Below are 26,021 nucleotides of genomic sequence, written 5' to 3'. Positions count from 1 at the left end.
GGGACACCCACATGGTCACCAAAAAACTCAAAGGCCTGGGCCGCGGTCTGGAGGCCCTGCTAGGCCCCACGGTCGATGAATTGCTGGGGCCAGATGGCTCGCCAGCCAGCGCTGGCAACAGCGGCCAGCCGTCCACCTTACTGCTGAGTGACCTGGTGCCCGGCCAGTACCAGCCGCGCACCCGCATGGACGAAGGCGCACTCTACGAGCTGGCTGAATCCATCAAGGCGCAGGGCATCATGCAGCCGATTCTGGTGCGCCGCCTGGGTGATGCCGACGCCGAACGCAAGCGCAGCCAGCTCACGCCTGATGCGCCCACGGGCGGGGCGGGGCGGCCGCTGTACGAGATCATCGCCGGTGAGCGGCGCTTTCGGGCCGCCAAAATCGCCGGTCTGGACAGCGTCCCGGTGCTGGTGCGCGACGTGCCCGACGCCTCTGCTGCGGCCATGGCGCTCATCGAGAACATGCAGCGCGAAGACCTTAACCCGCTGGAAGAAGCGCAAGGCCTGCAACGCCTGATCAAGGAATTTGGCCTGACGCATGAGACCGCCGCACAAGCCGTGGGTCGAAGCCGTAGCGCTGCCAGCAACCTGCTGCGCCTGTTGAACCTGGCTGAGCCAGTGCAGACCATGTTGATGGCTGGCGACGTCGACATGGGTCACGCGCGTGCGCTTCTGAGCCTGGACAAGGCCATGCAAATCACCGCCGCCAGCCAGATTGCGGCCAAAAAAATGTCGGTTCGTGAGGCCGAGGGCTTGGTCAAAAAGCTCGGTGCTGAGTTTTCGCTGGTGGCCTCCAAGCCCAAAAAAGAGAAATCGCGTGACTTGAAGCGCGTGGAAGAAGAACTGTCGGATTTACTGATGGCTGAAGTGGAAGTGCGCGTCAAAAAACGCGTCAAACGCGCTGGGCGCATGGAAGAAATGGGTGAACTCAGCATTGCCTTTGGCTCGCTGGACGAGCTCAACGGGCTGATTGAGAAGTTGCAAAAAATCTGACGGGTTGCCGTGGATGAGCAAACCTGGCGCGCCTGACTTCTTAGCCTTGCCACGTCACACTCGCCTCAGGGGCGGCTAGCTACGCATGAAGGCACTCATGCGCCTGTGGCCGCTGCCCGCCGTGTTGGTGTGGGCGCTGGCTTGGGGGGTCTTCAGCCTGTTGGTTCGCGGTGGGGTCAACCCGTTGCTGGCGGTCGGTGCCGCTTGTGGGGTAGGCGTGGTAGCCAGCCTGCTGGGAGAAAGCTGGTGGCGCCGGGGCATCATTGCGCTGGGCTTTCCGCTGTTGCTCGCCGCCTCGGGCGCGGTAGCCTTGCCAGCTTGGGCGTGGCTGCTGCCGCTACTGCTGCTGTTGCTGATCTACCCGCTCAATGCGTGGCGTGACGCACCCTTGTTTCCGACTCCGTTTCATGCACTAAAAAGCCTTCCAGCCCAAGCAGCGCTGGCGCCGAGCGCTCTTATTTTGGATGCGGGCTGTGGCCTGGGTGATGGGCTCAACGCCCTGCGTGCTGCTTACCCGCAAGCCCAGTTGCATGGGCTGGAATGGAGCTGGCCGTTGCGTGGTTTGTGTGCATTGCGCTGCCCTTGGGCGCGGGTACGCCAGGGTGACATCTGGCGGGCCGACTGGTCAGCCTATGACATGGTCTACCTGTTTCAGCGGCCCGAGAGCATGCCGCGCGCCGCCGCCAAAGCGCTTGACGAGCTTCGCCCCGGTGCCTGGTTGGTGAGTCTGGAATTTGAAGCAGCTGATTTGCAGTCTCACGCGCGGCTACAGGCGCCTGATGGCCGGCCCGTCTGGCTCTACCAGATGCCGCCTATTCTGTTTCCAAATCAGTTGTGTCTAGGCGCTAAGCCGCAGACAGCGCTCTAGCACGGCAAGGCGAATCAACAACGCCAGGGATGATTTAGAACTGGAATTACTTGACCAGCAGCACCGGCACGTTGGACAAGTGCACCACCTTGGTGGTCACCGAGCCCATCACCAGGCCGATCATGGTGCCAAAGCCATGCGTGCCGATGACGATCAGGCTGCAGCCTTTGCTTTGCGCAAACTGCACCAGGCTCGGCGCCGCTTCCCCCACCATCACATGGCTTGAGGACGACAAGCCGGTTGCGCCCAGCCGCGCTTTGGCAGCGGCTAGGCTCTCCTCGCCGTTGTCGCGGTGAAAGTTTTCCACCGTCTTGCCGTCGATGAAACGCGTCACGTTGGGCGACAGGCCGGGCTGCACATTGACCAAGTAAATATGCGGCGCTTCCTTGCGCGTGGCTGCATCCTGGATGGCGTATTCCAGCGCGCGCAGGCACGGCTTTGAGCCGTCGATGGCGATCAGGCAAGCATTGTTCATCGTCAGTTTCTCCTTAATGTCTCTGATCTGGGGCGGCGGGCAGCTCAACGCCGGCGCGCACCGGGCGGCGGCTGGCCAGCCATTTGCCCAGCAGCACCACCAGCGCCGCGCCGGCCGCTGACAGCAGGTAATGCCACGGCCCCAGACTTTGCACCAAGGCGTCTGGCAGCGCTTTGTCGGTCAGCAGCATGCCCCCGGCGATCCAGCCCAGCAGTGCGGCACCCAGGGTGATGACCACCGGAAACCGGTCCATCAGGGCGAGCACCAGTTTGCTGCCCCAGACCACGATCGGGATCGACACCAGAATGCCGAGCGTCACCAGCACCATTGAGCCATGCGAGGCGCCCGCCACCGCAATCACGTTGTCCAGGCTCATCACCGCGTCGGCCACCACAATGGTTTTGATGGCGGTCATCAGCGTGGTGCCGCCTTCGATGCTGTCGTGACCTTCTTCATCCTCGGGCAACAGCAACTTGACACCAATCCACAGCAGCAGCAGGCCGCCAACAATCTTCAGGTAGGGCACCGCGAGCAGCTGCAGGGCAAAGAAAATCATCACCACCCGCAGCCCGATGGCACCAATCACGCCCCAAAAAATGCCTTTGTTGCGCTGCTCGGGTGGCAGTTTTCGGCAGGCCAGGGCGATCACCACCGCGTTGTCACCGCCAAGCATGATGTCGATGGCGATGATTTGCAGAACGGCAATCCAGAAAAGGGACGAGGTCATGTCAGGCATAGGGTGATTTTAAAGGTGCCGCTATGTCGCATTCACTGCCGGGCCTGCAGCGGCCAGACGGCTCTGCTGAACCACGAAACATATTGAAGAAATACGGCTCTAGCCCAACACTATCAAAGGCCAGAAGCTACACTGTAAATAGCATCCTCAGGCCCGTACCGCTAAAGTCTGCGGCAGGGCCATCATGACGAAAGGCGGTCAGCGTGGGTTTTGATTACATCTTTTTCGACGCTGCGCTGGCCGATGCGCTGCTCAGCTTTGCTGCAGGTTTGGGTGCGCCCGGCCAGCTTCGCCCCGACCCAATGGGCGGCTGGGTGGTGCAGGTGCAGGAAGACCTGAGCGACGCGGTGCAAGACGCCATCGAGGCCGAGTACAACCGCCTGATGCTGCACCAGCGCGACGTGCTGGACGCCGCCGACGGCGCTGATACCAACGATGTGCTGGGCGTGCAGGTCACGCTGCCCGGTGGTGAAGACTGCCTGGTGCGCGTGCCACCTGACCTGGGGCGCAAACTGGTGAACACCTTTAACTTTGAAGAAATCCACCAACTTGTGACCCTGATTGCCGCGCAAGCGGTACGGCCGGTGGACGGCCCTTTGTGCCAAAAGTTATAAGCTAACCATGGGGGTGATCAGTGGTCGCTTGCCCGAATCCCTGCATCAGCTGGCGCGTGACATAGCTGCACAAGACCGCACGTCGTTGAGTCAGTTCATCGCGTCAGCGGTGGCCGAGAAGGTGTCGGCTCTGGCCGCCCTACCATCAATGGCGGCTGCGTTGTTGTTAACGAAAACGCCTGTAGCCCTGGTGCTCGCTGTACCAACAGCTATTAAATGAATGTCAGACTGCAATCTGACGTGCGCTGAGGTGAATGAGCGCTGGGTCTGTCGGCCACCTTGCCGCCAGCTAACTTTTAGCTATGAGACGTGAAAATTTCACCGCAAGCACCGGGCACAATGCACCCGGCTCATAGCTTACGACATCAGACTACTCGAAGCACCAGAGGTGGAGCCAGCCGTTTTGAACTGCTTCAAGTGTCGGCTTACGCCCTGAAATATCGTCTGAGCCAACGCCATGGGGAAGTCGGCTGGCAACTGCTCTTCAACCGCGTCCAGCGCTGCGTCCAAGCGGTGTGTCATGTCAAGCATCGCCTCCCAGGCTCCTTCCACGGCGCTTCGCTTGGCCAGCGCTTCCCAGTGGCGATATTGAATTTCTGACAACTTGTAATGTGCTGTCTTGCCACGCACGGCCATCGCCAACTTTGTTTTCTTGTACGGCAGGGCGTGTGGCCCAGTGCCCATCAGCGGCCATGCTGAGAGCACATCGTAAAAGGGCGTCATCCGGTAGCGACCGCCGGGCAGTACAAATACGGAAAAGTTCTTGGCATGCCCGTCGATGGCGGCCAGATACCAAAACAACAGCTGGGCGCACAAAAAATTGCGCCCATCTTCATGAAAAGCCTCTCCCCCTTTAAGCACCTCCAGGCATGCCTCGATACTGGGCCCGCCCTTTTGCTCGTACTTTTGGTCGCTGGAAACACCTTTTGCTTGGCAAAAGTCTTCCTGGGGTAATCGGGCAATCCAACCTTCTGGGCACAAGCTTCGGTCAAAGCGTTTGACCAACAGCACCCGCCGCTCGCCAAAGTCCTGAATCTGACTCTCAGCCATCGGCAAACCAAGTGCTCGCACAATTTGGCTGCAAAGCCACTCGTTCTCCACAGACAGCCGCAGGTCCAGGTTGCGCCCCTGGGTTATATTGATGGGTGGCTTGAGTATGTGGGTGGTGGGCGTGGCGCCCAGCGGTCGAGCCCATTGGCCGCGCACCAGAAGCAGTGCCGTTTTTTCTTGCGCCCCAGCAATCGACAGGCGGAAATCTTCTTCATCGTCCTGAGCCCCCACGCTGGCAGGGGCACCCAAGGTGCTGAGATGCTTGGCAATCTGCTCGCTCGAGAGGGCTTCAAACCTGATCTGGTCAAAGCCTTCCGGGCTAGCCCCGAGTGGCAGCAACTGCACCGCGCCCACGCAGTCACGGCCGACCGCTTGCAACAGCTTAAACGCGCTCATGCCTTTGGTCTGGAAGCGGGTGCTGATGCGCTTGCGAATGCTCTCACTGTCTGGCAGCAAGTTGTCAAAATAGTTGCGTACCGCGTCGCCATCCAGCCGGTTGTCTGCGGTAAAAGGCAGCGACAAGGAAAGCGGTCGGCTGCGCGCAGACGCCCGCCAAGAGGGCGCATAGTCCAGCCTGTGATTGCCGGTGCGCCCGACGCTCCAAGTGCCAACTAATTCACCGTTCATCCAGATTGAAAGTGCGCTGATCACCACTCTCCTTTAGGGCCGGTGTTGGACGTGTTGGACACTTGAGATGGGGCGCCGACCGGTGCCTGCGTATCGCGTAAGACCAAGTCGACGCCTAAAACCTTCAGCAAGTCCAAAAGCTGCCCCGCACTGACCGCCGCAGGGTTGCGCTCAATTGCCGCGATGCGGGACTGGGACACGCCGAGTTTGCGGGCAAGGTCCGTCTGGCTGAGCTGGCGTACTTTGCGCATGGAGCGCAGCTGAGGCGCGAGCTGGCCCGAAATTGAGACGACATAGTCCATAGCGTAATACCACCTTTAAATGATATTGTCACGTTATCACTTAAAAATAATATTGTCAATAAATCATCTAGAGACAATACTATGTCAGTATGATTTTTACGTGATAAAGCGCAAACTGACGGCTGGCAGGGCGACCCCAGCGTTCGACGCGTCAACCGACTTGAGCCCTTGCGCTGACATGGTCTAAGCGTCCATCAACGCCCGCGCCGCTAACTCATCAGTGACCAGCATAGTGGCGTGCTGGCCCTGGAGTGCCGCGCGCAGGGCTGGCGCTTTGGCGGCACCGCCGGCCACGCAGATGCGCATCGGGATCTTGTCGATCTCGGCCAGTGTCAGGCCAATCATGCGCTCATCCAGGGGCCCGTGAACGGGCTTGCCCGCGCTGTCAAAGTAGCGCCCGGCAATCACCCCTACCGCACCTTGTGTGATGTAGGGCTGCAAATCTTCGGTGACGACCGTGCCGGAGCCAAAAATAGTGCTGTCCTGGTCCAGGTGACCCACGCCAAAGACGATTTTGGTGCAGGTTTGCAGCAATTGGAGCTGGGGAATCAGCGCCGGTTCCTGGTACAGCAGGTCGCGGATCTCGGCGCGCGACACCAGTGCTGGCGCGTGCAGGTTGATGCAGCGCGCGCCAAAGCGGTCGGCAATGTTCGAGGTGCACAGTTCGGGCGAAAACGCGAAGGTGGCCAGCATGCTGCCGGTGATCTGGATCACTGAGAGGCCCGGGATGCGCTGCGGCGAGATGGCTTTGGACAGCGCCAGCACCGTCTGCCCCCAAGACACGCCCAGCATATCGCCCTGTGCCACCACATCAGACAGCAGTTGCGCCCCGGCCTCGCCCAAGCGCACGGCAGCCGGGCGGCGGCCCTGGTCGTCGGGGATCACAATGCAGCGCTGCAGCCCAAACCGTTTGCACAGCTGTTGCGCCAGTCGCATGGCGGTGAAGTGTTCGCTCTCCAGCGTGATCTTCACCACGCCGGTGCGCCGCGCTTCATGCAGGTAGTTGATGACCGAGGCGCGCGACACGCCCAGCACCTCGGCAATGTCGCTTTGGGTCAGCTCGTCTTGGTAATACAGCCAGGCGGCTGACAGCATCGGGTCCAGGCTGGGTGGGTTGGCGCCTGCGGGCTTGGCGGGCTTGGCCAGTTTGGGTGCCTTGAGCGTGCTCATGAAGCGTCCTTTTTTTGATCGGTGGACACGGTGCGAGTTAGTCCGGGAGAATTCCCGTCAACAAATGATGGAAACTACGTACATATGTAAAACCTCAACATTTGTTGAATTTTGCAAACTTATGTTACTTCCTTTTGAGAGCGCTTATGAAGAGTCTATGGAGTGATCAGGACGCCGCCGCCTGCGTGGCCCACTACGGCGCGCAAAACGTGCCGCCCGCGCTGGCGCTGCGCACCTATTCGGCGCGCCTGCTCGGCGCCAACCCCAAGCTGGTGTTGCACGGTGGCGGCAACACCTCGGTCAAATTGAGCATGACCGATGTGCTGGGCGACGCGGTGCCGGTGCTGTGCGTCAAGGGCAGCGGCTGGGACTTGGCCACCATTGAGCCCGCCGGTCACCCGGCCGTGCGGATGGCCAACCTGCACCGCCTGCGCCAGCTTGATCGCCTGTCTGACGAAGACATGGTTAACGCCCTGCGCACCAATCTGCTTGACAACACCGCGCCCACGCCCTCGGTAGAGGCGCTGCTGCACGCCTATGTGCCGCACACCTTCATCGACCACACCCATGCCCTGGCCGCTATTGCCATTGCCGACCAGCCCGACAGCGAGGCGCTGTGCCGCCAGATTTATGGCGACGAGGTGGTGTGGGTGCCGTATGTGATGCCTGGCTTTGAGCTGGCACAGGTGGTGGCGCGCGCGGTAGAGGCGCACCCGCTGGCGTATGGCGTGTTGCTGGCCAAGCATGGCTTGTTCAGCTTTGGTGACACGGCCCAAGCGTCTTACGAGCGCATGATTGATTTTGTAACGCGGGCCGAAGACTTTATTGCCGCGCGCAAGGCTAACCGCACAACCGCGGCCGCTTCTACCACCTCTGACACTGCCTCTGAAGCACTCACTGACTCAGCCTCTTACACAGCCACGCCGGTAACTGCCTGCGTCAACGTCGCCAGCATGGCTGAAGTGGCGCCTTACCTGCGCGCCGCGATGGCCGACCTGGCCCCGGCTGGCAGCCCACAGCACTGGATTTTGGACCTGCGTTGTGATGCGCAAGCCCTCGCATTTGCCAACGGCATCGGCCAGACCGAGGTGGCGCAGCGCGGCGTGGCCACCCCTGACCATGTGATCCGCATGAAAGGCCGCCCGTTGGTGCTGGGCGCGCCGCGGGTGGGCCAGCTGGACGCCTGGGTGACCGACATGCAAGCGCGCATGGCCGACTTTGTGGCCCGCTACCAAGCCTATTTCGAGCGCAACAATACACGCGTGGGCGGCATCAAAAAGATGTTGGACCCGCTGCCGCGCGTCATGCTCATCGCGCAGCTGGGAATGGTCGGCGTGGGCAAAACGGCGGCTGAGGCCAGCGTCAACGCCGATGTGATGGCCTCCTGGATGGCGGTGGTCACCGACGCAGATGCCTGTGGCACCTATGAGCCGGTCAACGAGGCGCATGAGTTCGACATGGAATATTGGTCGCTGGAGCAGGCCAAGCTGGGCAAGAGCACGGCCAAGCCGATGGCGGGGCGGGTGGTGCTGGTCACCGGTGCGGGCAGCGGTATCGGCGCGGCCACCGCACGTGCCTTTGCCGCGCAGGGTGCGGAGTTGGCCATTCTGGATCTGGATGGTGCCGCCGCACAAACGGTGGCGAGCAGTATTGGTCATCTGGCCTTGGCGTTGCCATGCGATGTGACCGATGCCGACTCGCTGCGCTGCGCGTTTGCTGCCGTGGTGCAGCGCTTTGGTGGCGTGGACATCGTGGTCTCTAACGCCGGTGTGGCGCTGTCGGGCGGTATGTTGAACCTGCCTGACGATGTGCTGCGCCAAAGTTTTGAGGTGAACTTCTTTGCCCACCAGCGGGTGGCGCAAGCGGCTGTGGCGATCATGAAGCAGCAGCGTTTGGGCGGTGTGCTGCTGTTCAACGTGTCCAAACAGGCGATCAACCCGGGGCCGGACTTTGGCGCTTACGGCACCTCCAAGGCAGCTTTGCTGGCGCTGATGCGCCAATACGCGCTGGAACACGGCAAGGACGGCATTCGCGTCAACGCGGTGAATGCCGACCGCATCCGCTCAGGCCTTCTCAATGATGAGACCATTGCCAAGCGTGCCAAGGCGCGCGGTTTAAGCGAAGCCGACTACATGGGTGGTAATTTGCTGGGCAAGGAAGTCACCGCACAGGACGTGGCGCAGGCTTTTGTCGTGTCGGCGCAGCTGCCCAAAACCACCGGCAATGTGATCACGGTAGACGGGGGCAATGTGGCGGCCATGTTGCGTTGACTTGACTGGACAGTTTGTAATGCCTGCTTTCTCAGCTTTAACCCGCTGCATGCGTTGGGTGTCTGACGCCGCGAATGTCCCCCGTCTTGGGGCTCTGCCCCAAGCCTCCTCCTTAATTTGGCAAAACCCCAAGTCCACGCTGCGTCAGACACCCAACGCAAGCCGCTAGAAGCTGTTGCGAAAATGCCCTGATGGGGGTGTCGCTTGGGAGGCATTACAGTTAGTATCAAAAGTGCCTCTAGCCCTTTGTACATATGCGCTAAGTGCTATTAAATTGTTGTTTGAAAGTTCATCACCATCATGACCTACCAAGCCTTGACCCCGGATACCTTGGCCAACTACCTGCGCCAGGTGCCTGAGCTGCTGACGCTGCTGGGCGACATGGACGCGCTCGACATTGTGGAGGTCGGCGACGGCAACCTGAATCTGGTGTATTTCGTCGGCAGCCGCACCAACCCCGAGCGCAGTGTGGTGGTGAAGCAGGCGCTGCCCTACCTGCGCCTGGTGGGCGAAGGCTGGCCGCTTACCCGCCACCGCGCTGACCGTGAGGCCCACGCGCTCAAGGTGTTTGGTGCCCGTTGCCCGCAGCATGTGCCCGAGGTGTTGCACTTTGAGAGCGCGCAGTCGCTGATCGCCATGCAGCACTTGCGCGCGCACATCATCTTGCGCAAGGGTTTGATCGACGGCATCACTTACCCGAACCTGGCCGACCATTTGTCCAGCTACATGGCGCAGACGCTGTTTCACGGCTCAGACCTGTACCTGAGTGCGGCGGATAAAAAGCGTGCCGTGGCCGCCACCACCAACACCGAGCTGTGCAAGATCACCGAAGACCTGATCTTCACCTACCCGTTTGAAGACCACGCCACCAATGTTTACAGCCCTTCCCTGCCGCGCGCCGCGCTGCAGCGGCTGCACAACGACCCCGCTGTCAGCGTGGCAGCCGCGCAGATGAAGTGGGTCTTCATGAACCAGGCCGAAAGCCTGCTGCATGGCGACCTGCACACCGGCTCGGTGATGGTGAACCAGACGGACACCTATGTGATCGACCCTGAATTTGCTTTCTATGGCCCGATCGGGTTTGACGTGGGCCTGCTGCTGGCGAACCTGCTCAGCGCCTACCTGTCGCAGGACTGGCACCGCGTGCAGGCCGGGCAAAACGCCGCGCAAAACGCCGCGCAAGACCCCGTGCCCTACCAGGCTTGGCTGCTGGAACAAGTGGCCCAGGTGTGGGATGGCTTTGCGCAAAAGTTCACCGCGCTGTGGGCGGCGCACGACGCCAGCACCGGCACCAGCTTCATGGGCCGTGGCCGCGACGATGCCAGCCTGAGCCTGTTTCGTGAGGCTTTCATGCAGCGCGTCTTCAGCGACAGCCTGGGCTTTGCCGGTTGCGAGCTGGTCCGCCGCACCCTCGGGCTGGCCAAGGTGGCAGAAATTGCCGCCATTCCCGACGCGACAGCACGCGCGCAGATCGAGGTGCGCACGCTGCGCCTAGCCGAGGCCCTGCTGTTGGGCCGTACAGACTTTCAGTGCATCAGCGAGGTCACCGACCTGGCCGAGGAATGCAGGACATTGACCCTATGAAAATTCAAGGCCACCCCTGGCGTACCGTCTGGCTCAATGCCGACGCTCAGGTCGAAGTCATCGACCAGCGCTTTTTACCGCATGAACTCATTACCGCTGTATTGCCGGACGTGGCGAGCTTTGAGCGTGCGATTCGTGAGATGTGGATTCGTGGTGCGCCACTGATTGGCGTGGTGGCCGCTTACGGTCTGGCGGTGGCCATGCGCCACGACAGCAGCGACACAAGCCTGCTGGCGGCCCAGCGCACCCTGCTCGCCACCCGCCCGACGGCGGTGAATTTGCAATGGGGCCTGGCGCGCATGGTGGCCGACCTGCTGCCGCGCCCGCCACAAGACCGCGTGCAAGCTGCGTTTGCGCTGGCCGCCCACATGGCGGACGAAGACGTATCTATGAACCACCAGCTGGGCCTGCATGGGCTGGCGCTGATTCGCGAGGTGGCGCGCCGCAAGCCCGGCCAACGCATCCATATCCTCACCCATTGCAACGCCGGCTGGCTGGCCACGGTGGACTGGGGCACCGCCACCTCGGCCATTTACCAGGCGTACAACGAAGGCATTGGCGTGCATGTGTGGGTGGACGAAACCCGCCCACGCAACCAAGGCGCCTCACTCACCGCCTGGGAACTGGGCCAGCACGGCGTGCCGCATACCTTGATCGTGGACAACGCTGGCGGCCATTTGATGCAGCACGGGCAGGTGGACATGTGCATCGTCGGCACCGACCGCGTCACCGCCCGGGGTGACGTTTGCAACAAGATCGGCACCTACCTGAAGGCACTGGCCGCGCATGACAACAATGTGCCGTTTTACGTGGCCATGCCCTCGCCCACGCTGGACTTGTCGGTGCATGACGGCGTGCGCGAGATCCCGATTGAAGACCGCGCCGGGGAAGAAATTTCGCACATGACGGGTCTGGATGCGCACGGCTACCTCAGCACCGTGCAGATCAGCCCCACCGGCACGCCCACCAACACCAACCCCGGCTTTGATGTGACACCGGCGCGTCTGGTGACCGCGCTGATCACCGACCGTGGCCTATGCGCTGCCACGCCAGCGGCCATTGCGGCGCTGTTTGGGCCGCAACCGCAGCCTCATTTTGCTTCGGCTGATTAAACGTCAAATTGGCCTCTAGCCCTTGATATACAAGCGCGAGTAGCTATTCATTTAGTAATTAAACGCAAGCCTTGGCGCTGGCGCCCTACAGCTCGCCAAAGACCGAGTTTGTTGCGTTGGCCTCGGTCTGGTTCTGGCGCAAACTGCGCAGCTCGGAAAGCAGGTGCTGGCTCAGCAGTTCAACGGCCCCCAAGTCCTGGCGGGCCAAAGCCATCTGCCCTTGGGCTATTTGGTGCGTCAACGCATTGGCGCGCTGATGGATGGCGCTGTGCAGCTCTTGCAGTTGGGAAAAACCAGGTTGGTGTTGAAGCCGATCAACGGTGCTGCCCCGGCGCAACCAATGCCCAAAGCGGCAGTGTTGGCTGTCGGCTGGCAACAAGGCTTTGTCGCCAAGCGTGGCATAAGCCTTGATTTTTTTCATCCAGGCACGGTGTTCCACTTCGGCCAGCAGCATCGGAATGCCAGCCGGTCCGACCTTGCGGCTGCTGGCCCAGCTCGCGGGCAACTGCCATTGCGTCAGCCAAGGCAGCACCTGCGTTGCAGGCATGGGTCGGGCAATGGCATAACCTTGGCCAAATTCGCAGCCAAATTCGATCAGCAGGCAGCCATGCGCCTCGGTCTCCACGCCCTCGGCCACCGCCAGGCGGTCAAAGTTGCGGGCCAGCCCCAGCACACTGTTGACGATGGTGGCGTCTTCCGCATCGTCGAGCATGCCGAGCACAAAACTCTGGTCGATCTTCAGCGTGCGCGCGCCGAGTTGCTTCAGAAAGGTCAGCGACGAATAACCCGTGCCAAAGTCGTCCAGCGCACATGAGAGCCCGAGCTCTTGCAGCTGAGCGATCAGGGCCGACACCTGCGCCGTGTTGCCCAGCGCGCCGGTTTCCAGAATTTCCAGTTCCAGCTGGCTGGCGCTGACCGTGGGCTGGCGGCGCAACTGCAGCTGCAGGCGGTCGGCAAAGTCGGCGTCCAGCAGTTGCATGGCGTCAATATTCACGCTCACCGAGGTTTTCAGACCCTGCGCTTGCCACTGCGCCAGCTGTGCCAGAGCGGTGTCGATCACCCAGTCGCCCAGCGTGATGGCCATCGGATGCTGCTCAACCAAACCGATGAACGCATAGGGTGACAGCAGGCCGCGCTGCGGGTGCTGCCAGCGGATCAATGCCTCAAAACCGATCACCTCGCCGGTGTTCAGCCGCACCTGGGGCTGGTAATACAGCACGAATTCATGGCGCAACAAGCCCTGCCGAATTTCATCGACGCGGGCCAGGCGCTCGCGGGTGATTTCGTCGGTAACAGGGTCGAACTGGTAGCGGCGGTTTTTGCCCGACTGCTTGGCCCGGTACATGGCCTGGTCGGCCTGGCGCAGCAGTTGTTCAGCGTCTACCTTGTCGCCCGGGGCCAGCAGGGCCACGCCAATGCTGGCGGTGACGGACAGCGTCAAGCCGTTCAATGGCAGCGGGTCGGCGATCACCTTGAGCAGTGCCTCCACCCGGGTCACGCTGTCCTCTGGTTGCTGCAACTGGCTCATGATGACGGCAAACTCGTCGCCTCCGATGTGCGCCAGGTATTGGTTCTGACCCATCTCGCCCGCCAGCCGCTGGCTCACCGCCACAATCAGCTGGTGGCCCACTTCCATCCCGTGTATCAGGTTGATGGCCGAAAAATTGTCCAGGTCGATGTAGGCCACTGCCAGATGACGATCTGGCGTGTGCGTTGCCATGGTCTGAGCCAGCACGCCGACAAACCTTTGGCGGTTGGGCAGGCCGGTCAGGGCGTCGTTATGGGTGATGTGGTCGATCAGCTCGCGGTGCGTTTTTTGCTCACTGATGTCGATGCTGATCCCTGACACCAATAGCGGCTGGCCCTGGGCGTCGCGCTGCATCACACGCCCCTGCGTACGGCACCAAACCCAGTGGCCGTCCTGGTGGCGCATGCGCAGTTCCATCGCAAAATTCGGTAGCTCGCCACTGAGGTGGCGCATCATCAGCTGCTTGTGAATCAGCTGGTCATCGGCATGAATCCAGGCGTTGTACTCAGCGTAGGGCACTTCACGCAGTGCCCCAAGAGGGTAGCCAAGCATCTCTGCGGCGCGATCGTTGACGCGAAGCACTTCGGTGGCAGTGTCCCACTCCCAGGTGCCCGCCTGGGCAGCATCAATGGCGTTTTGCAGGCGTGCGCGTTCGGCTTGCAGTGCTTCGGTGGCTTGGCGTTGCTGGGTAATGTCGTGGCCAATGCCCAGCACACCAACCAATTTGCCGCTGGCATCGCGCATCGGCACCTTGGTGGTCTCCAGCAGGGCACGCGTGCCCGTGTCAGCATAGGTGACCCATTCTTCGTTGATCATGGGTCGCAGTGTGGCCACGGCGGCACGGTCGTGGGCAAGAAAGCTTTCGGCCAAGTCGCTGGCCACAAAGTCGTTGTCCGTTTTGCCGACGATGGCGACCTCAGTCGCGCCAAAAAGTCGCTCGAATGCCGGGTTACATGACAGGTAAACACCGTTGACATCCTTTCGCCAGATCAGGTCGGGGATGGTGTCCACCAGGGTGTGCAGATGGGCCTCACTGTTGCGCAGCGCGTTCTCCGCCACCACCTGCTCCGTCACGTCAGCAAAGACGGCCAACACGTTCACTTGCCCACCCAGCTCGATGGAAATGCGCTCTACGTTGGCCAGGAAGATGCTGCCGTCTTTTCGGCGCACGGGCACGGCCAGGGTCTCTTTTCTTTCGCCGGCCATCATGTGCTCAAAATCCGCTTGCACGCTTGGCCAGGCCTCTGGCGGGTGAATGTCCATCGGGCCCATGTCCAGGAGTTCGTCCAGGCTGTAGCCCAGCATCCGGCAGAACCAGGGGTTGGCAAACGTGAAGCGGGAGGTGATGATGTCGGCTGCCACCAGGCCAGCGGGCACGTTGTCGATGATGGTGCGCAGCGTGTTTTCCAAAGGCGAGGCATTGACCGAGCGTTCGCCACGCGCTTCTTCGTTCAGGAAAAGCCAGCGCTTCTGATCTCTGAGCAAGACCTGTTCGGCGCGCAGGCGGGCAAGCTTTTCGTGCATCAGCTCCAGCGCCTGGGCCGACACCGTCTGGTACATGGCCAGCAGGGCTTGGATCAGGGTGGCGGTAGCGCCGCGCATTTGGTCGTCGGCGCTTTGGTGGGCAGCGTCCAAGCTAAGGCCATCGGCCAGGCTTTTGACGGCCAGTGCCATGCGTTTGTCGCTCTCAAGAATATGGTAGGCCAGCCACTGGGTCAGGTAAGAAAACAAATCGTCCAGCACGACCTGAAATGGCTTGTTGCCACTTTGCAGCGCAACGATAGGGTCAAAAAAGCGTTGGTGGGTTTGAATATGTTGCGCCAGCCAGTCATCACCCGCCAGCGAAGCCCCCCAGATGCCCTCTTCGGTGGCGAAGTGGTAATGGGCGTAGTCGGCCAGCTCGCCCAGGATGGTTTGAACCTCAGACTCGGTGGCGCCTTGAACATGCAGCTGCGCCAGCCGGTTGAGCAGGCTGACCAGCACCCGGTGCTGCTCATCGACCAGAGCGATGCCGGTTTCCAGCTGCGGGTTCCAGGGAAAAATCTCAAACATCACGGCGTTTTCCAGCTAAACATGGCGGGCGAAAAATACCACACTCATCACAAGGCCGGTAACAATAACACCGATGCGTACCCATGTCACGGGCAATCGCTTGGCCCAGCGTGCGCCCAGAAAACCACCCACCGTGGCAGCCACCATCATCAACACGCCCTCGCGCCAGGCAATGGCCCCGGCCACAATAAAGGCGGCCACCGACAGCCACGACAGCACCAGCGAGTTGAGGTTTTTCAGTGCGTTGGCGGTGTGAATGCGCGACTCGCCCGTAACCGCGTACAGCGCCATCAGCAAGATGCCCAGCCCGCCATTGAAATAACCGCCATAAATGCTGGTCAGCAGCAAACCAGGCTCCCGCCACTTGTCCAGACCCTGCCCCGTCTGCGAGGCTGCCTTGGCGCGCTTTGCCAAGGTGGGCCCGGCGGCAAACAGCAGCGTGGCAAACAGCAGCAGCCAAGGCACGATGCCAGAGAAGACTTTGGCCGGTGTCACCAGCAGCAGCAGCGCGCCAACCACACCGCCGATGGCGCAGATCACCATTTCATGTTTCAGCCGGGCCAGGGGCAGCTGGCGCAGTTCGTCGCGAAAACCCAGCGTGCTGCCCAAGTAGCCCGGGCTCGCCGCCAGCGCGCTGGTGGCGTTGGCCATGATGGGCGGTATGCCCACGAACACCAGCGCTGGCAAGGTCAGAAAACTGCCGCCCCCAGCTATGGCATTGAGCACGCCAGCGGCAAAGGCAGCGCCCGCAAGTAGGGGTGCATGGGTCCAGAAATCAAGGGGCATTTGCCGACGGTCGCTGGCGTGTTCGCGCCCATGGCGCCTGCATTTTTATCAGTATCTTGCGGGTTGCAAGCTGCTCAGGCCGCAGCGCCAAAGCGCTGATTCAGGTAGCTGATGATGGCGCTGGAATCCTTGATCCACTGCACCTGACCGTGGGCATCGGTGACTTTGAGACACGGCACCTTGTCGTCGCCGCTGCCCGCCACCAGATCAGCCTTGTTTTTGGCATCGTGCTGCGCGTCGCGCTTGTCAATCGACAGGGCCAAGCGGTGCATTTCCTTGCGCACCTTGATGCAAAAAGGACAGGTTTTGAAGTGATACAGCACCAGACTGCCACAAGCCTGGTCGACCTTGGCTTGGCTGTCAACCGCACGCTGCACCGGTTTCTGCCGGCTAAGGGCTTCAAACATCAGCATGAACGGACCCAGCACCGTGCGCAGGGTTCGGAAAAAGAGGCGAATCAAGGGTTTCATCAAGGCATTCAGAAGGTGGAAGGGGTAATGCGCTGGCCGTAGCCAAGCTAATGCATAGTAGCAACGTCAGCCCGGTGGCCGATGCGCGGTACTGCTTGGGTGTGCGAGCGAGCAGACCCACTTCCGGTTAAGCCTTCATGCCAAGACATTGACGTGCCCCGCCACGGTCTGAGCGTTTACTCCAGGGCGATTGCAGCCAAAGAACTTGTCAGCTTTGGCCCTAACGCATGCCGAAAAACGACAGGACGGCGATAACAACGACGACCAAACCAACGATATAGATGATGCTGTTCATAAAGTGCCTCTTTTGAGTTGTGGAGATATAAATTTAACGACCGGATCTCGTGGCTGACGCGTTTCACGACATCCGACCAACCATTTCACCCCCACTCGCCAGGGCTGTCGGTATGGCAACGAACATAAGCCCGGTAAAGATGGCGCCGACCCGCTGGGAATCAGAAGCTGTCGCGAAATACCTTGTAGGCGTCATCGCTGCTCTCAATCCAAGCGCATGATGACCCCGCATGTTTCACCCACCCGCGCAGGTACAGTCGACACATCATTGCCAGCGAACCCTCCAGCCAACACTTTCAAACCATGTTCAAGTACCTCACGATTCCCGTCACCCCGTTCGAGCAAAACTGTTCTTTGGTCTGGTGTGACCAGACCCTGCAAGCTGCCGTGATTGACCCGGGCGGTGATCTGGACCTGATCCTGGCCGAGGTCAAACGCCTGGGTTTGACGCTGGAGCAAATCTGGCTCACCCACGCACACATTGACCACGCCGGTGGCACGGGCGAACTGGCCGAGCGGCTGCATCTGCCCATCATCGGCCCGCAAGAGGGCGACCAATTCTGGATTGATGGTCTGCCAGCGCAAAGCAAGATGTTTGGCTTTGCACCCGCCAAAATGTTCAAGCCGACCCGCTGGCTGCACGATGGCGACACGGTGACCGTGGGCAATTGCACGCTGCAGGTGCGCCATTGCCCGGGGCACACGCCGGGACATGTGGTGTTTTACTCGCCCGAGGCCAAGCGCGCGTTTGTGGGGGATGTGTTGTTTGCCGGCTCGATTGGCCGCACCGACTTCCCGCAAGGCGACCACGCCACGCTGATCGCCAGCATCAAAAACCGCCTGTGGCCGATGGGTGACGACACGGTGTTCATCCCCGGCCACGGCCCCGAGAGCACCTTCGGCCGTGAACGGCGCAGCAACCCTTATGTGGCGGATGGCCAATAAAAACGCGAACATCTATTTAATTAATAGCTACTAGCGCACGTTCCATAAGGGCTAGAGCCTGATTTCTTATAAATATGAACCTCGTCAAATCCAAACAACGCGTTGCCGACCATGGCGAGGTATTTACGCCTGCATGGATGGTGGAGGCCATGCTCAACCTGGTGAAAGAAGAAACCGAGCGCATTGACGCCCGTTTTTTAGAGCCAGCTTGCGGCAGTGGCAACTTCATCGTGCAAATACTCAAACGCAAGCTCGCCGCAGTGGAACTCAAATACGGCAAGTCTGATTTCGAGCGCCAGCATTTCGCACTGTATGGGCTGATGTGCATTTACGGCATCGAACTGCTGGTCGACAACATTGCCGAATGCCGCGCCAACGTGCTCGATGTGTTTGCCCAGTACCTCAACCTGACTGAGGCTGACGACCTGTACTGGGCCGCGACGCATGTGCTCTCGACAAATTTGGTGCACGGCGACGCGCTGACCATGCGCGCCGTGGGCGACATGGGCGACCAGCCCGTCAAAGACCGTCCGCCCATCACCTTTGCCGAATGGGGCTATCTGGGCAAAGGCAAGTTTCAACAGCGTGACTTTCGGTTTGACGTGCTCACCGGCTCGTCAAAATACAGCGAGGAAGGCTCACTGTTTGCCGACCTGGGCAAGCATGAAATTTTCACCCCCATCAAAACCTACCCGCCCATGACGGTGCGTGAGTTGGCGGCTTTGCAGGTGCCAACTTGAAATGTCAGCCTGGCATTGCAAGTCTCGGCGTATGACATCACAAACTGTGATCTCAAACCTCTGTACCCCGCTATGGAGTCACAAATTGTGACCTCATCCCTGCACACTATCGTCACAGAACAAGGAGGAAGCAAATGGCCAAAATTGAAGTTAAGGGCACGAGCATCACGATGGTTTCCGGTGGTGTGGATGACTACATTTCTCTCACCGACATTGCACGCTACAAAGACAGCGATCACACGGACGACATCATTCGGAACTGGCTACGTAACCGAAACACCCTGGAGTTTTTGGGCATCTGGGAGCAACTCAACAACCCCGCTTTTAATCCCGTGGAATTCGACGGGATTAGGATGCAAGCAGGTCTGAACAGCTTCACCCTGACACCCAAACGCTGGATAGAAGCCACTCGTGCCACCGGCATCACCTCCAAAGCCGGGCGCTACGGCGGCACCTATGCCCACAAAGACATAGCCTTCGAGTTCGCGTCCTGGGTGTCGGTTGAATTCAAGCTCTACCTCATCAAAGAGTTCCAGCGCCTCAAAGAGACCGAGCGCGATCAACTGGGCTGGGACATTCGCCGCAACCTGAGCAAGATCAATTACCGCATCCATACCGATGCCATCAAAACCCAACTGATTCCGCCGCAACTGACGCCGCAGCAAACCAATCTGATCTACGCCAGCGAGGCCGATCTTCTGAACATGGCGCTGTTTGGCAAGACCGCTGCACAGTGGCGTGATGACAACCCCGGCAACACGGGCAACATCCGCGACGAAGCCAATGCCGCGCAACTGGTGTGCCTGGCCAATCTGGAAACGCTGAACGCGCACTTCATCCATCAAGGGCTGGCGCAGACGCAGAGGCTAGCTCTGCTAAACCAGACCGCTATCGTGCAAATGAAGCTGCTGTTGGCCGATGTGGGTGTGCAGCGGCTCCAAGGCAAACAGCCATGAACGAACAGGTTTCCTTCACCCTGCGCGGGCGCAACCCCGATGTGCTGACCTGCATTGCCAATCTGTCAAACGACGAAGTCTTTACCCCGCCCGAGCTGGCCGGGCGCATGTTGGACCTGCTGGCCCAGGCCTGGGCCACGGACCACGGCGGCGACCTGTGGGCGAACAAGACCGTGCGGTTTCTGGACCCGTTCACCAAGTCAGGTGTTTTTCTGCGCGAGATCACCAGTCGACTCACCCTGGGGCTGGCGCAGGAAATTCCAGACCTGCAAGAGCGTGTGAACCACATCCTGACAAAACAGGTGTTTGGCATTGGCATCACGCGCCTGACCAGCTTGCTGGCGCGGCGCAGCGTGTATTGCTCCAAGTACGCCAATGGCGCGCATTCGATTGCCGAGGGCTTTGCCAGTGACGCGGGCAACATCTGGTTTGAGCGCACCGAGCACACATGGGCAAAAACCGGGACATTGGGCAAATGCACCTTTTGCGGGGCCAGTCAGGCCGCCATGGACCGTGGCGAGGCGCTGGAAACCCACGCCTACGCCTTCATTCACACCAACCACATCAAGACTCGGATGACCGAGGTATTTGGAGACGATATGCAGTTCGATGTCATTGTGGGCAACCCGCCGTATCAATTGAACGATGGGGGCTATGGCACCAGTGCGGCACCTATTTACCAATTGTTCGTGGAGAAGGCGTTCGACCTTGAGCCACGCTATGCGGTGTTTGTCACGCCGTCGCGCTGGATGGCGGGCGGTAAAGGGCTTGACGGCTACAGGGCAAAGATGCTTGCTGATAAGCGCCTGCGAAACATTGTGGACTTTCCAAAACTTTACGATGGTTTCCCGGGGGTGAAGATTCGCGGCGGTATTTCGTACTTCCTTTGGGATAGCGAGCACAACGGCCCATGTAGCGTGCAAACGCTCTGGGATGGCCAACCGATGGGGCCAACGGTTGCACGTCATTTGGATTCGTTTGACGTTCTGGTTCGACGCAATGAAGCAGTGCCAATTTTGGAAAAGGTGCAGGCAAAAGCTGAACCAGCGTTCGCTAGTCGGGTTTCGAGCGGAAAACCATTTGGATTTCGCACATTCTTTCATGGCAAGCCGGATTCAAAGAAACTGAAGGAACCGGTAAAGCTATTCGGCTCACGCAAGGTAAGTTGGATTGATAGAAGTGCAGTAACTGTCAATCCACAATGGATTGACAAATGGAAGGTGCTCATGACAGCAGTGCAAGGCACCAGCGCGGCGGTTGAGACAAAATTCTTGAGCAAACCAATCATCGCGGAGCCGGGCACTGCATGTACCGAAACCTATCTCGTGGCCGGACATTTTGATAGCGAAGAAGCGGCAACTTTTTGCGCACAGTACCTCCGCACGCGCTTTGTCCGTTTTCTTGTCTCACTCCGCAAGGCCACACAACACGCGACACGCGACGTGTATTCGTTTGTGCCCGACATTCCTCTCGATCAAGAGTGGACGGACGCCAAGCTCTACAAGCGCTACAGCCTGACGCACGACGAAATCGCATTCATCGAATCCCAAGTCGCAGCGCGCGATGCCGAACTGTTTGATACGGACGCTGCCGACGAGGTAGACGATGAGTAAGCCCTCCATCGACGAAGTCCTCCCCCCCAAACCCGAAGCGCTCTTTGACCGCGTCGCCGTCATCCTAGACGAGGCGCGGGGCAACGTCGTGCGTGCGGTGAATACCCAAATGGTGCTGGCCTACTGGCTGATCGGGCGCGAGATCGTGCAGGAATTGCAGGGTGGCGAGGAGCGCGCGGCGTATGGCAAAGGCCTTGTTGCTGATTTGTCCCGACAGCTGACGCAGCGGTACGGAAAAGGCTTTTCCGTGTCTAACCTGTGGTACTTCCGGCAGTTCTACCTGGCGTTCATCGGCCGGGTGCCGATTCCCCACCCATTGGGTGGAGAATCTTCCAGCGCTGCAATTCCCCACCCAGTGGGTGGAGAATTGACGGGTTGCGAGTTGTTATACGCAGCGGGCCGGAATTTAAAGTTGCGCACCAAGAGCGGTCCACCCAGTGCCCACGCCTTGCCGCGAGGCTTCTCGCCACAGCTCTCATGGTCGCACTACCGAGTGCTGATGCAGGTGACCAACTTGGTTTCCCGTGATTTTTACGAGCGTGAGGCCATTGCAGGTGGCTGGGACAAGCGTACGCTGGAGCGTCAGCTCCACTCGTTTTATTACGAACGCACCCTAAAAAGCGCCCAGCCCGCGCGGATGCTGGCTCAAGGACGTAGATTGACAGCGCCAGTTGTCGGTGCAGTCGATATTTTGAAGAACCCCTACGTTCTAGAGTTTTTGGGCTTGCCCAACATGGAGACGCTTTATGAGTCCAACCTGGAGCGGGCTGTCATCACCCACTTGCAGCGCTTTTTGCTGGAACTGGGCAACGGCTTTGCCTTTGTGGGGCGGCAAAAACACATTCGAATCGAAGACCAGGATCGTTTCATCGACCTGGTTTTTTACCACTGCCAGCTGAAGTTTTACCTGCTGATCGACCTGAAGGTTGGCAAGTTGACCCATGGCGATGTCGGTCAGATGGACGGCTATGTGCGGATGTTTGACGCTCTGTTCACAGCGCCGGACGACAACCCCACCATCGGCCTGATTCTGTGCACAGAAAAGAGCAAAACCGTTGCCCGTTACTCGGTGCTGAACGACCGCAAGCAAATTTTTGCATCCAAATACATGCTCAGCCTGCCCACCGAAGAGCAGCTCCGACTGGAGGTTGAGCGCGAGCGCCGATTGATTGAGTCGGCTTTGGAAGAACGTTCTGATGAATAAAAAGCCCGTGAAGCCGCTGGAAAAGTTCTTCACAGAAGCCCCGAGGTGGCACGAAAAGATCGGTGCCATTCACGCCTTGATGGAGCGCGTCAAGATCAGCGAGGAGCAGTCGGGCGATGTGCTGCACCTGCGCCGGCTCAACCGCATCCTGTCGGTACACGCATCCACCGCTATTGAAGGCAACCAGCTTACCTTGGGCCAGGTCACCGATGTCATCAACGGCAAACCGGTCTGGGGGCCACCCAAGGACATCAAAGAGGTACAAAACGCCTGGCACGCCTACAACGAGATGCCCGGCTATGCGCCGTGGTCAGTGGACGACTTGCTGCGGGCGCATGCAAACCTCACCGACACGCTGATTGGCGAATCAGGACAGTTCCGAACAGGCGGCGTGGCGGTGGTGGGCAGTGATGGCACGCTATTGCACCGTGGCGCGCTGTCAAGCCAAGTTCCCAACTTGGTGGATCAGCTGCTGCAGTGGGGGCAAACCAGCGAGGCGCATCCGCTCATCACGAGTTCTGCCGTTCACTACCGGCTGGAATACATCCACCCGTTCCGGGACGGCAACGGCCGCATTGGGCGGCTGTGGCAAACGCTGATTCTTGCGCAATGGAATCCGCTGTTTGCCTGGATGCCGATGGAGACACTGGTGCATCACAACCAGATGCTGTATTACAAGGCCTTGCAGGATTCACACGCCACGGCTGTTGTGGATTGCCGCCCGTTTATCGACTTTATGCTCGATGCCATTGCCAATTCGCTCTACAAATACATTGATGTGGCGGCGCGGACAGTGGTCGATGTCGGTGTAAATGTCGGTGCAAGGGTCGGTGTAAATGTCGGTGTAACTGCGCAAATATTGGCGCTTTTGACAAAACAACCCCAGCTATCAGCCAGAGAAATTGCCAGCTTGCTCAACAAAACCACCCGCACCATTGAGCGCCATCTCAAAGCATTGCGTGAGCAAGGTCAAATCCTGCGCGTGGGTTCGGACAAGGTCGGTCATTGGCAAATCATCGAAAGAGCAGCGTGAGTCAATCCAAATTTGTGGCTAAACCCTCCATCGACGAAGTCCTCACGCCCAAACCCGAAGCCCGCCCTCGCATCTACGCCTACACGATTGCCGATGCCGCACACCACGGCCAACTCAAGGTGGGCCAGACCACGCGCCATGTGAAGCGGCGCGTGGCCGAGCAGCTCAAAACAGCCGCCATCCAGAACTTCACCATTGAACTCGATGAGGCCGCCGAGCGTGACGATGGCTCCCTCTTTACCGACCATGAAGTGCGGGCGGCGTTGGTCAAAAAAGGCTTTGAGAACACCACGCTGGAATGGGTGCGCTGCTCCGTGGCCGATGTGGCGACCGTGCTGGCCGAGTTGCGCACCGGGAAGCCGCTGGGTGGCACCCACCACGAGACCTTTGGTCTGCGCGATGAGCAGCTTGATGCGGTCAACAAAACGCGGGACTATTACCGATCGATCTGGTTTGATGATGCCAGCGCCGTGCCGCGCTTTTTGTGGAACGCCAAGATGCGTTTTGGAAAAACCTTTACCACCTACCAGTTGGCCAAAACGCTCCAGACCAAGCGCGTGCTGGTGCTGACCTTCAAACCAGCGGTGGAAGATGCTTGGGCATCCGACCTGGAAAATCATGTGGACTTTGACGGTTGGCAATACCTGTCGCGCACCACGGGGGGCGACCCTTTGCTGATTGACCGCGCCAAGCCGGTGGTGTATTTCGGCTCATTTCAAGACCTGCTGGGGCGTGATGCAGCGGGCAACATCAAGCCGCGCAACGAGTGGCTGCACGCGGTGAATTGGGATTTGGTGGTGTTTGACGAGTACCACTTTGGTGCTTGGCGCGACACGGCCAAGGAGCTGTTTGAGGGCGAGGACGACTCTGTCGCCAAGAAAGAGGCCAAGCTGGAATATGCAGGTGAGCTGGACGCCATCAACGAAGACCTGACCGTGCTGTCGAACATAGAGGCCGATTTTCTGCCCATCACGACCCGGGCCTATTTGTACCTGTCGGGCACACCGTTTAAGGCGCTGGCCACGGGCGAGTTCATTGAGGAACAAATCTTCAACTGGACCTACACCGACGAGCAGCGCGCCAAAGCGGCTTTTGCGGAGTCTGCAGCGCTTGCGGCCACGCACCAGCCCAAGCGCAACCCTTATGCCGCTTTGCCGCAAATGCGGCTGCTCACCTACCAAATGCCTGACGAGTTGCTGGCCATTGCCAGCGGTGGGGAGTTTGATGAGTTCGATCTGAATGCGTTTTTTGAGGCCACGGGCACAGGTGCCGCCGCAGAGTTCAAGCACAAGAGCGACGTGCAGAAATGGCTGGACATCATTCGCGGTGGCAATGTGGCCCAGTCGGCAGAGTTGTTAAAAACCGGCACCCGGCCACCGTTTCCGTACTCTGACGTGCGCCTGTTGCCCTATTTGCAGCATTCGTTCTGGTATTTGCCAAACGTGGCGGCCTGCCAGGCGATGGCGAACTTGCTAGCCGAGCGGCACAACACCTTTTGGCTTGGCTACCAGGTCATCATGGCCGCTGGTAGCGCGGCAGGTATTGGGCTGGAGGCGCTGCCGCCGGTGCGCAAGGCCATTGGCAGTGGGTTTGACACCCAAACCATCACGCTGTCCTGCGGCAAGCTCACCACGGGCGTGACGGTGGCGCAGTGGTCGGCCATCCTGATGCTGCGTAACCTGAAATCGCCAGAGAGTTATTTTCAGGCGGCGTTTCGGGTGCAGTCGCCGTGGTCCATCAAAAACCCCAACGGCGACAACCCAAACGAGGAGGAAATCCTGAAGCCCGTGTGCTTTGTGTTCGACTTTGCGCCCACGCGGGCGCTGCGCCAGTTGTCGGAATACGGTATTGGCCTGTCGCCCAACGAGACCAACCCCGAAAATGCGGTGCGGGATTTGGTGGCCTTTTTGCCCGTGCTGGCTTTTGACGGTGCCCACATGACGCAGATTGATGCGGGCGGCATTCTGGACATTGCCATGGCGGGCACCTCGGCCACGCTCTTGGCGCGCAAGTGGGAAAGCGCGCTGCTGGTGAATGTGGACAACGGCACGCTGCGCCGCATTCTGGACAGCCCCGAGGCGATGGATGCGGTGGGCCGCATCGAGGGCTGGCGCGCGCTGGGAGACAACGTCATTGAGACCATCATCAACAAGAGTGAAAAGGTCAAAGACCTGAAGACCAAAGCCAAAGACGGGGAGCTGACGGATAAAGAAAAGAAAGAGCTTTCGGCTGAAGAAAAGGAATACAAGTCCAAGCGCCGGCTGGTGCAGGAAAAGCTGATCAAGTTTGCCACGCGCATCCCGGCGTTCATGTACTTGACCGATTTTCGAGAGAACACCTTGCAAGATGTGATCACCAAGCTGGAGCCAGAGCTATTTTTGACCGTGACCGGGTTGACCGTGCAGGACTTTCACCTGCTGGTGCGGCTCAAAGTATTCAACACCGAGCAGATGAATGCGGCGGTGTTTGCGTTTCGGCGATATGAGGATGCTTCACTGCGCTACACCGGACTCCTGAGCCACGATGGACTGACCCATTACGGCTTGTATGACACGGTGGTGGCGCGGGACTGAGGGGCAGCAAGCGCTGAGCAACCC

The 26,021-nt window shown here is 59.7% G+C and carries 22 protein-coding genes; 14 read left to right on the top strand and 8 right to left on the bottom strand.

Annotation, left to right across the window (positions count from 1 at the left end; all coding sequences use genetic code 11):
- Positions 1-11 precede the first annotated feature (11 nt).
- Together BLL52_RS05865 and BLL52_RS05860 are read left to right on the top strand one after the other, a co-directional pair.
- The gene (locus BLL52_RS05865; protein ID WP_075585766.1) at positions 12-995 is read left to right on the top strand and encodes a ParB/RepB/Spo0J family partition protein; all 984 of its coding nucleotides are present in this window, start codon (positions 12-14) and stop codon (positions 993-995) included.
- 85 nt (positions 996-1,080) lie between these two features.
- Positions 1,081-1,863: a class I SAM-dependent methyltransferase gene (locus tag BLL52_RS05860; protein WP_075585765.1), complete on the top strand. Its 783-nt coding sequence runs from the start codon at positions 1,081-1,083 to the stop codon at positions 1,861-1,863.
- 46 nt (positions 1,864-1,909) lie between these two features.
- Here BLL52_RS05860 and BLL52_RS05855 read toward each other — a convergent pair whose 3' ends face one another.
- Complete coding sequence (locus tag BLL52_RS05855) at positions 1,910-2,338, bottom strand: universal stress protein (RefSeq protein WP_075585764.1); 429 nt, start codon at positions 2,336-2,338, stop codon at positions 1,910-1,912.
- Positions 2,339-2,351: 13 nt separating this feature from the next.
- Complete coding sequence (locus tag BLL52_RS05850; RefSeq protein ID WP_075585763.1) at positions 2,352-3,074, bottom strand: TerC family protein; 723 nt, start codon at positions 3,072-3,074, stop codon at positions 2,352-2,354.
- Positions 3,075-3,277: 203 nt separating this feature from the next.
- Here BLL52_RS05850 and BLL52_RS05845 point away from each other — a divergent pair, with 203 nt between their 5' ends.
- Together BLL52_RS05845 and BLL52_RS05840 are read left to right on the top strand one after the other, a co-directional pair.
- Complete coding sequence (locus tag BLL52_RS05845; protein WP_075585762.1) at positions 3,278-3,688, top strand: hypothetical protein; 411 nt, start codon at positions 3,278-3,280, stop codon at positions 3,686-3,688.
- Positions 3,689-3,695: 7 nt separating this feature from the next.
- Entirely contained in the window at positions 3,696-3,908 is a 213-nt protein-coding gene (locus tag BLL52_RS05840; RefSeq protein WP_075585761.1) for a hypothetical protein, read from the top strand.
- 137 nt (positions 3,909-4,045) lie between these two features.
- On the opposite strand, the gene BLL52_RS05835 is transcribed toward BLL52_RS05840, so the two are convergent.
- The 3 genes from BLL52_RS05835 to BLL52_RS05825 form a co-directional block, all read right to left on the bottom strand.
- Positions 4,046-5,386, bottom strand: a complete 1,341-nt coding sequence (locus tag BLL52_RS05835; protein WP_075585895.1) for a type II toxin-antitoxin system HipA family toxin — start codon at positions 5,384-5,386, stop codon at positions 4,046-4,048.
- A complete protein-coding gene (locus BLL52_RS05830; protein WP_075585760.1) occupies positions 5,386-5,667 on the bottom strand; it encodes a helix-turn-helix domain-containing protein in 282 nt (93 codons plus the stop codon). Before BLL52_RS05830 ends, BLL52_RS05835 begins: the two co-directional genes overlap by 1 nt.
- A 183-nt stretch (positions 5,668-5,850) precedes the next feature.
- Positions 5,851-6,837, bottom strand: a complete 987-nt coding sequence (locus tag BLL52_RS05825; protein WP_083633807.1) for a sugar-binding transcriptional regulator — start codon at positions 6,835-6,837, stop codon at positions 5,851-5,853.
- A 146-nt stretch (positions 6,838-6,983) separates the two neighbouring features.
- On the opposite strand from BLL52_RS05825, the gene BLL52_RS05820 reads away from it, so the two are divergent.
- The 3 genes from BLL52_RS05820 (at position 6,984) to mtnA (ending at position 11,803) form a co-directional block, all read left to right on the top strand.
- Entirely contained in the window at positions 6,984-9,107 is a 2,124-nt protein-coding gene (locus tag BLL52_RS05820; protein WP_075585759.1) for a bifunctional aldolase/short-chain dehydrogenase, read from the top strand.
- A 300-nt stretch (positions 9,108-9,407) separates the two neighbouring features.
- Positions 9,408-10,691 (top strand): S-methyl-5-thioribose kinase, encoded by a 1,284-nt coding sequence (gene mtnK / locus BLL52_RS05815; RefSeq protein WP_075585758.1) that lies wholly within the window; start codon positions 9,408-9,410, stop codon positions 10,689-10,691.
- Positions 10,688-11,803, top strand: a complete 1,116-nt coding sequence (gene mtnA, locus BLL52_RS05810; protein WP_075585893.1) for an S-methyl-5-thioribose-1-phosphate isomerase — start codon at positions 10,688-10,690, stop codon at positions 11,801-11,803. Before mtnK ends, mtnA begins: the two co-directional genes overlap by 4 nt.
- Positions 11,804-11,888: 85 nt before the next feature.
- On the opposite strand, the gene BLL52_RS05805 is transcribed toward mtnA, so the two are convergent.
- From BLL52_RS05805 to BLL52_RS05795, 3 genes are all read right to left on the bottom strand, one after another.
- Positions 11,889-15,383: an EAL domain-containing protein gene (locus tag BLL52_RS05805; RefSeq protein WP_075585757.1), complete on the bottom strand. Its 3,495-nt coding sequence runs from the start codon at positions 15,381-15,383 to the stop codon at positions 11,889-11,891.
- 15 nt (positions 15,384-15,398) lie between these two features.
- The gene (locus BLL52_RS05800; RefSeq protein ID WP_075585756.1) at positions 15,399-16,169 is read right to left on the bottom strand and encodes a sulfite exporter TauE/SafE family protein; all 771 of its coding nucleotides are present in this window, start codon (positions 16,167-16,169) and stop codon (positions 15,399-15,401) included.
- A 74-nt stretch (positions 16,170-16,243) separates the two neighbouring features.
- Positions 16,244-16,639, bottom strand: a complete 396-nt coding sequence (locus BLL52_RS05795; RefSeq protein ID WP_075585755.1) for a glutaredoxin family protein — start codon at positions 16,637-16,639, stop codon at positions 16,244-16,246.
- 597 nt (positions 16,640-17,236) lie between these two features.
- Between BLL52_RS05795 and BLL52_RS05790 the strand changes: the two genes are divergently transcribed.
- The 7 genes from BLL52_RS05790 to BLL52_RS05760 all read left to right on the top strand — a co-directional run bounded on the left by BLL52_RS05790 (position 17,237) and on the right by BLL52_RS05760 (position 25,997).
- Positions 17,237-17,878, top strand: coding sequence for an MBL fold metallo-hydrolase (locus tag BLL52_RS05790; protein WP_075585754.1), 642 nt, complete (start codon positions 17,237-17,239; stop codon positions 17,876-17,878).
- Between the two features lie 74 nt (positions 17,879-17,952).
- A complete protein-coding gene (locus BLL52_RS05785) occupies positions 17,953-18,618 on the top strand; it encodes an N-6 DNA methylase (RefSeq protein WP_075585753.1) in 666 nt (221 codons plus the stop codon).
- Positions 18,619-18,752: 134 nt separating this feature from the next.
- On the top strand, positions 18,753-19,574 hold the full coding sequence (locus tag BLL52_RS05780; RefSeq protein ID WP_075585752.1) for a KilA-N domain-containing protein: 822 nt from the start codon (positions 18,753-18,755) through the stop codon (positions 19,572-19,574).
- Complete coding sequence (locus tag BLL52_RS05775; protein ID WP_075585751.1) at positions 19,571-21,187, top strand: Eco57I restriction-modification methylase domain-containing protein; 1,617 nt, start codon at positions 19,571-19,573, stop codon at positions 21,185-21,187. The genes BLL52_RS05780 and BLL52_RS05775 overlap by 4 nt, the downstream gene beginning before the upstream one ends.
- Entirely contained in the window at positions 21,180-22,391 is a 1,212-nt protein-coding gene (locus BLL52_RS05770) for a PDDEXK nuclease domain-containing protein (protein WP_075585750.1), read from the top strand. The genes BLL52_RS05775 and BLL52_RS05770 overlap by 8 nt, the downstream gene beginning before the upstream one ends.
- Positions 22,384-23,424, top strand: coding sequence for a Fic family protein (locus BLL52_RS05765; protein ID WP_075585749.1), 1,041 nt, complete (start codon positions 22,384-22,386; stop codon positions 23,422-23,424). Before BLL52_RS05770 ends, BLL52_RS05765 begins: the two co-directional genes overlap by 8 nt.
- A complete protein-coding gene (locus BLL52_RS05760; protein WP_241839019.1) occupies positions 23,421-25,997 on the top strand; it encodes a DEAD/DEAH box helicase in 2,577 nt (858 codons plus the stop codon). Before BLL52_RS05765 ends, BLL52_RS05760 begins: the two co-directional genes overlap by 4 nt.
- The last annotated feature ends 24 nt before the right edge of the window (positions 25,998-26,021 follow it).

Origin of the sequence: Rhodoferax antarcticus ANT.BR (assembly GCF_001938565.1) — a bacterium.
In the GTDB taxonomy this organism is placed as follows: domain Bacteria; phylum Pseudomonadota; class Gammaproteobacteria; order Burkholderiales; family Burkholderiaceae_C; genus Rhodoferax; species Rhodoferax antarcticus.
The sequence above is the reverse complement of the archived record's forward strand: the minus strand, read 5'-3'. Positions and strand labels throughout refer to the sequence as shown.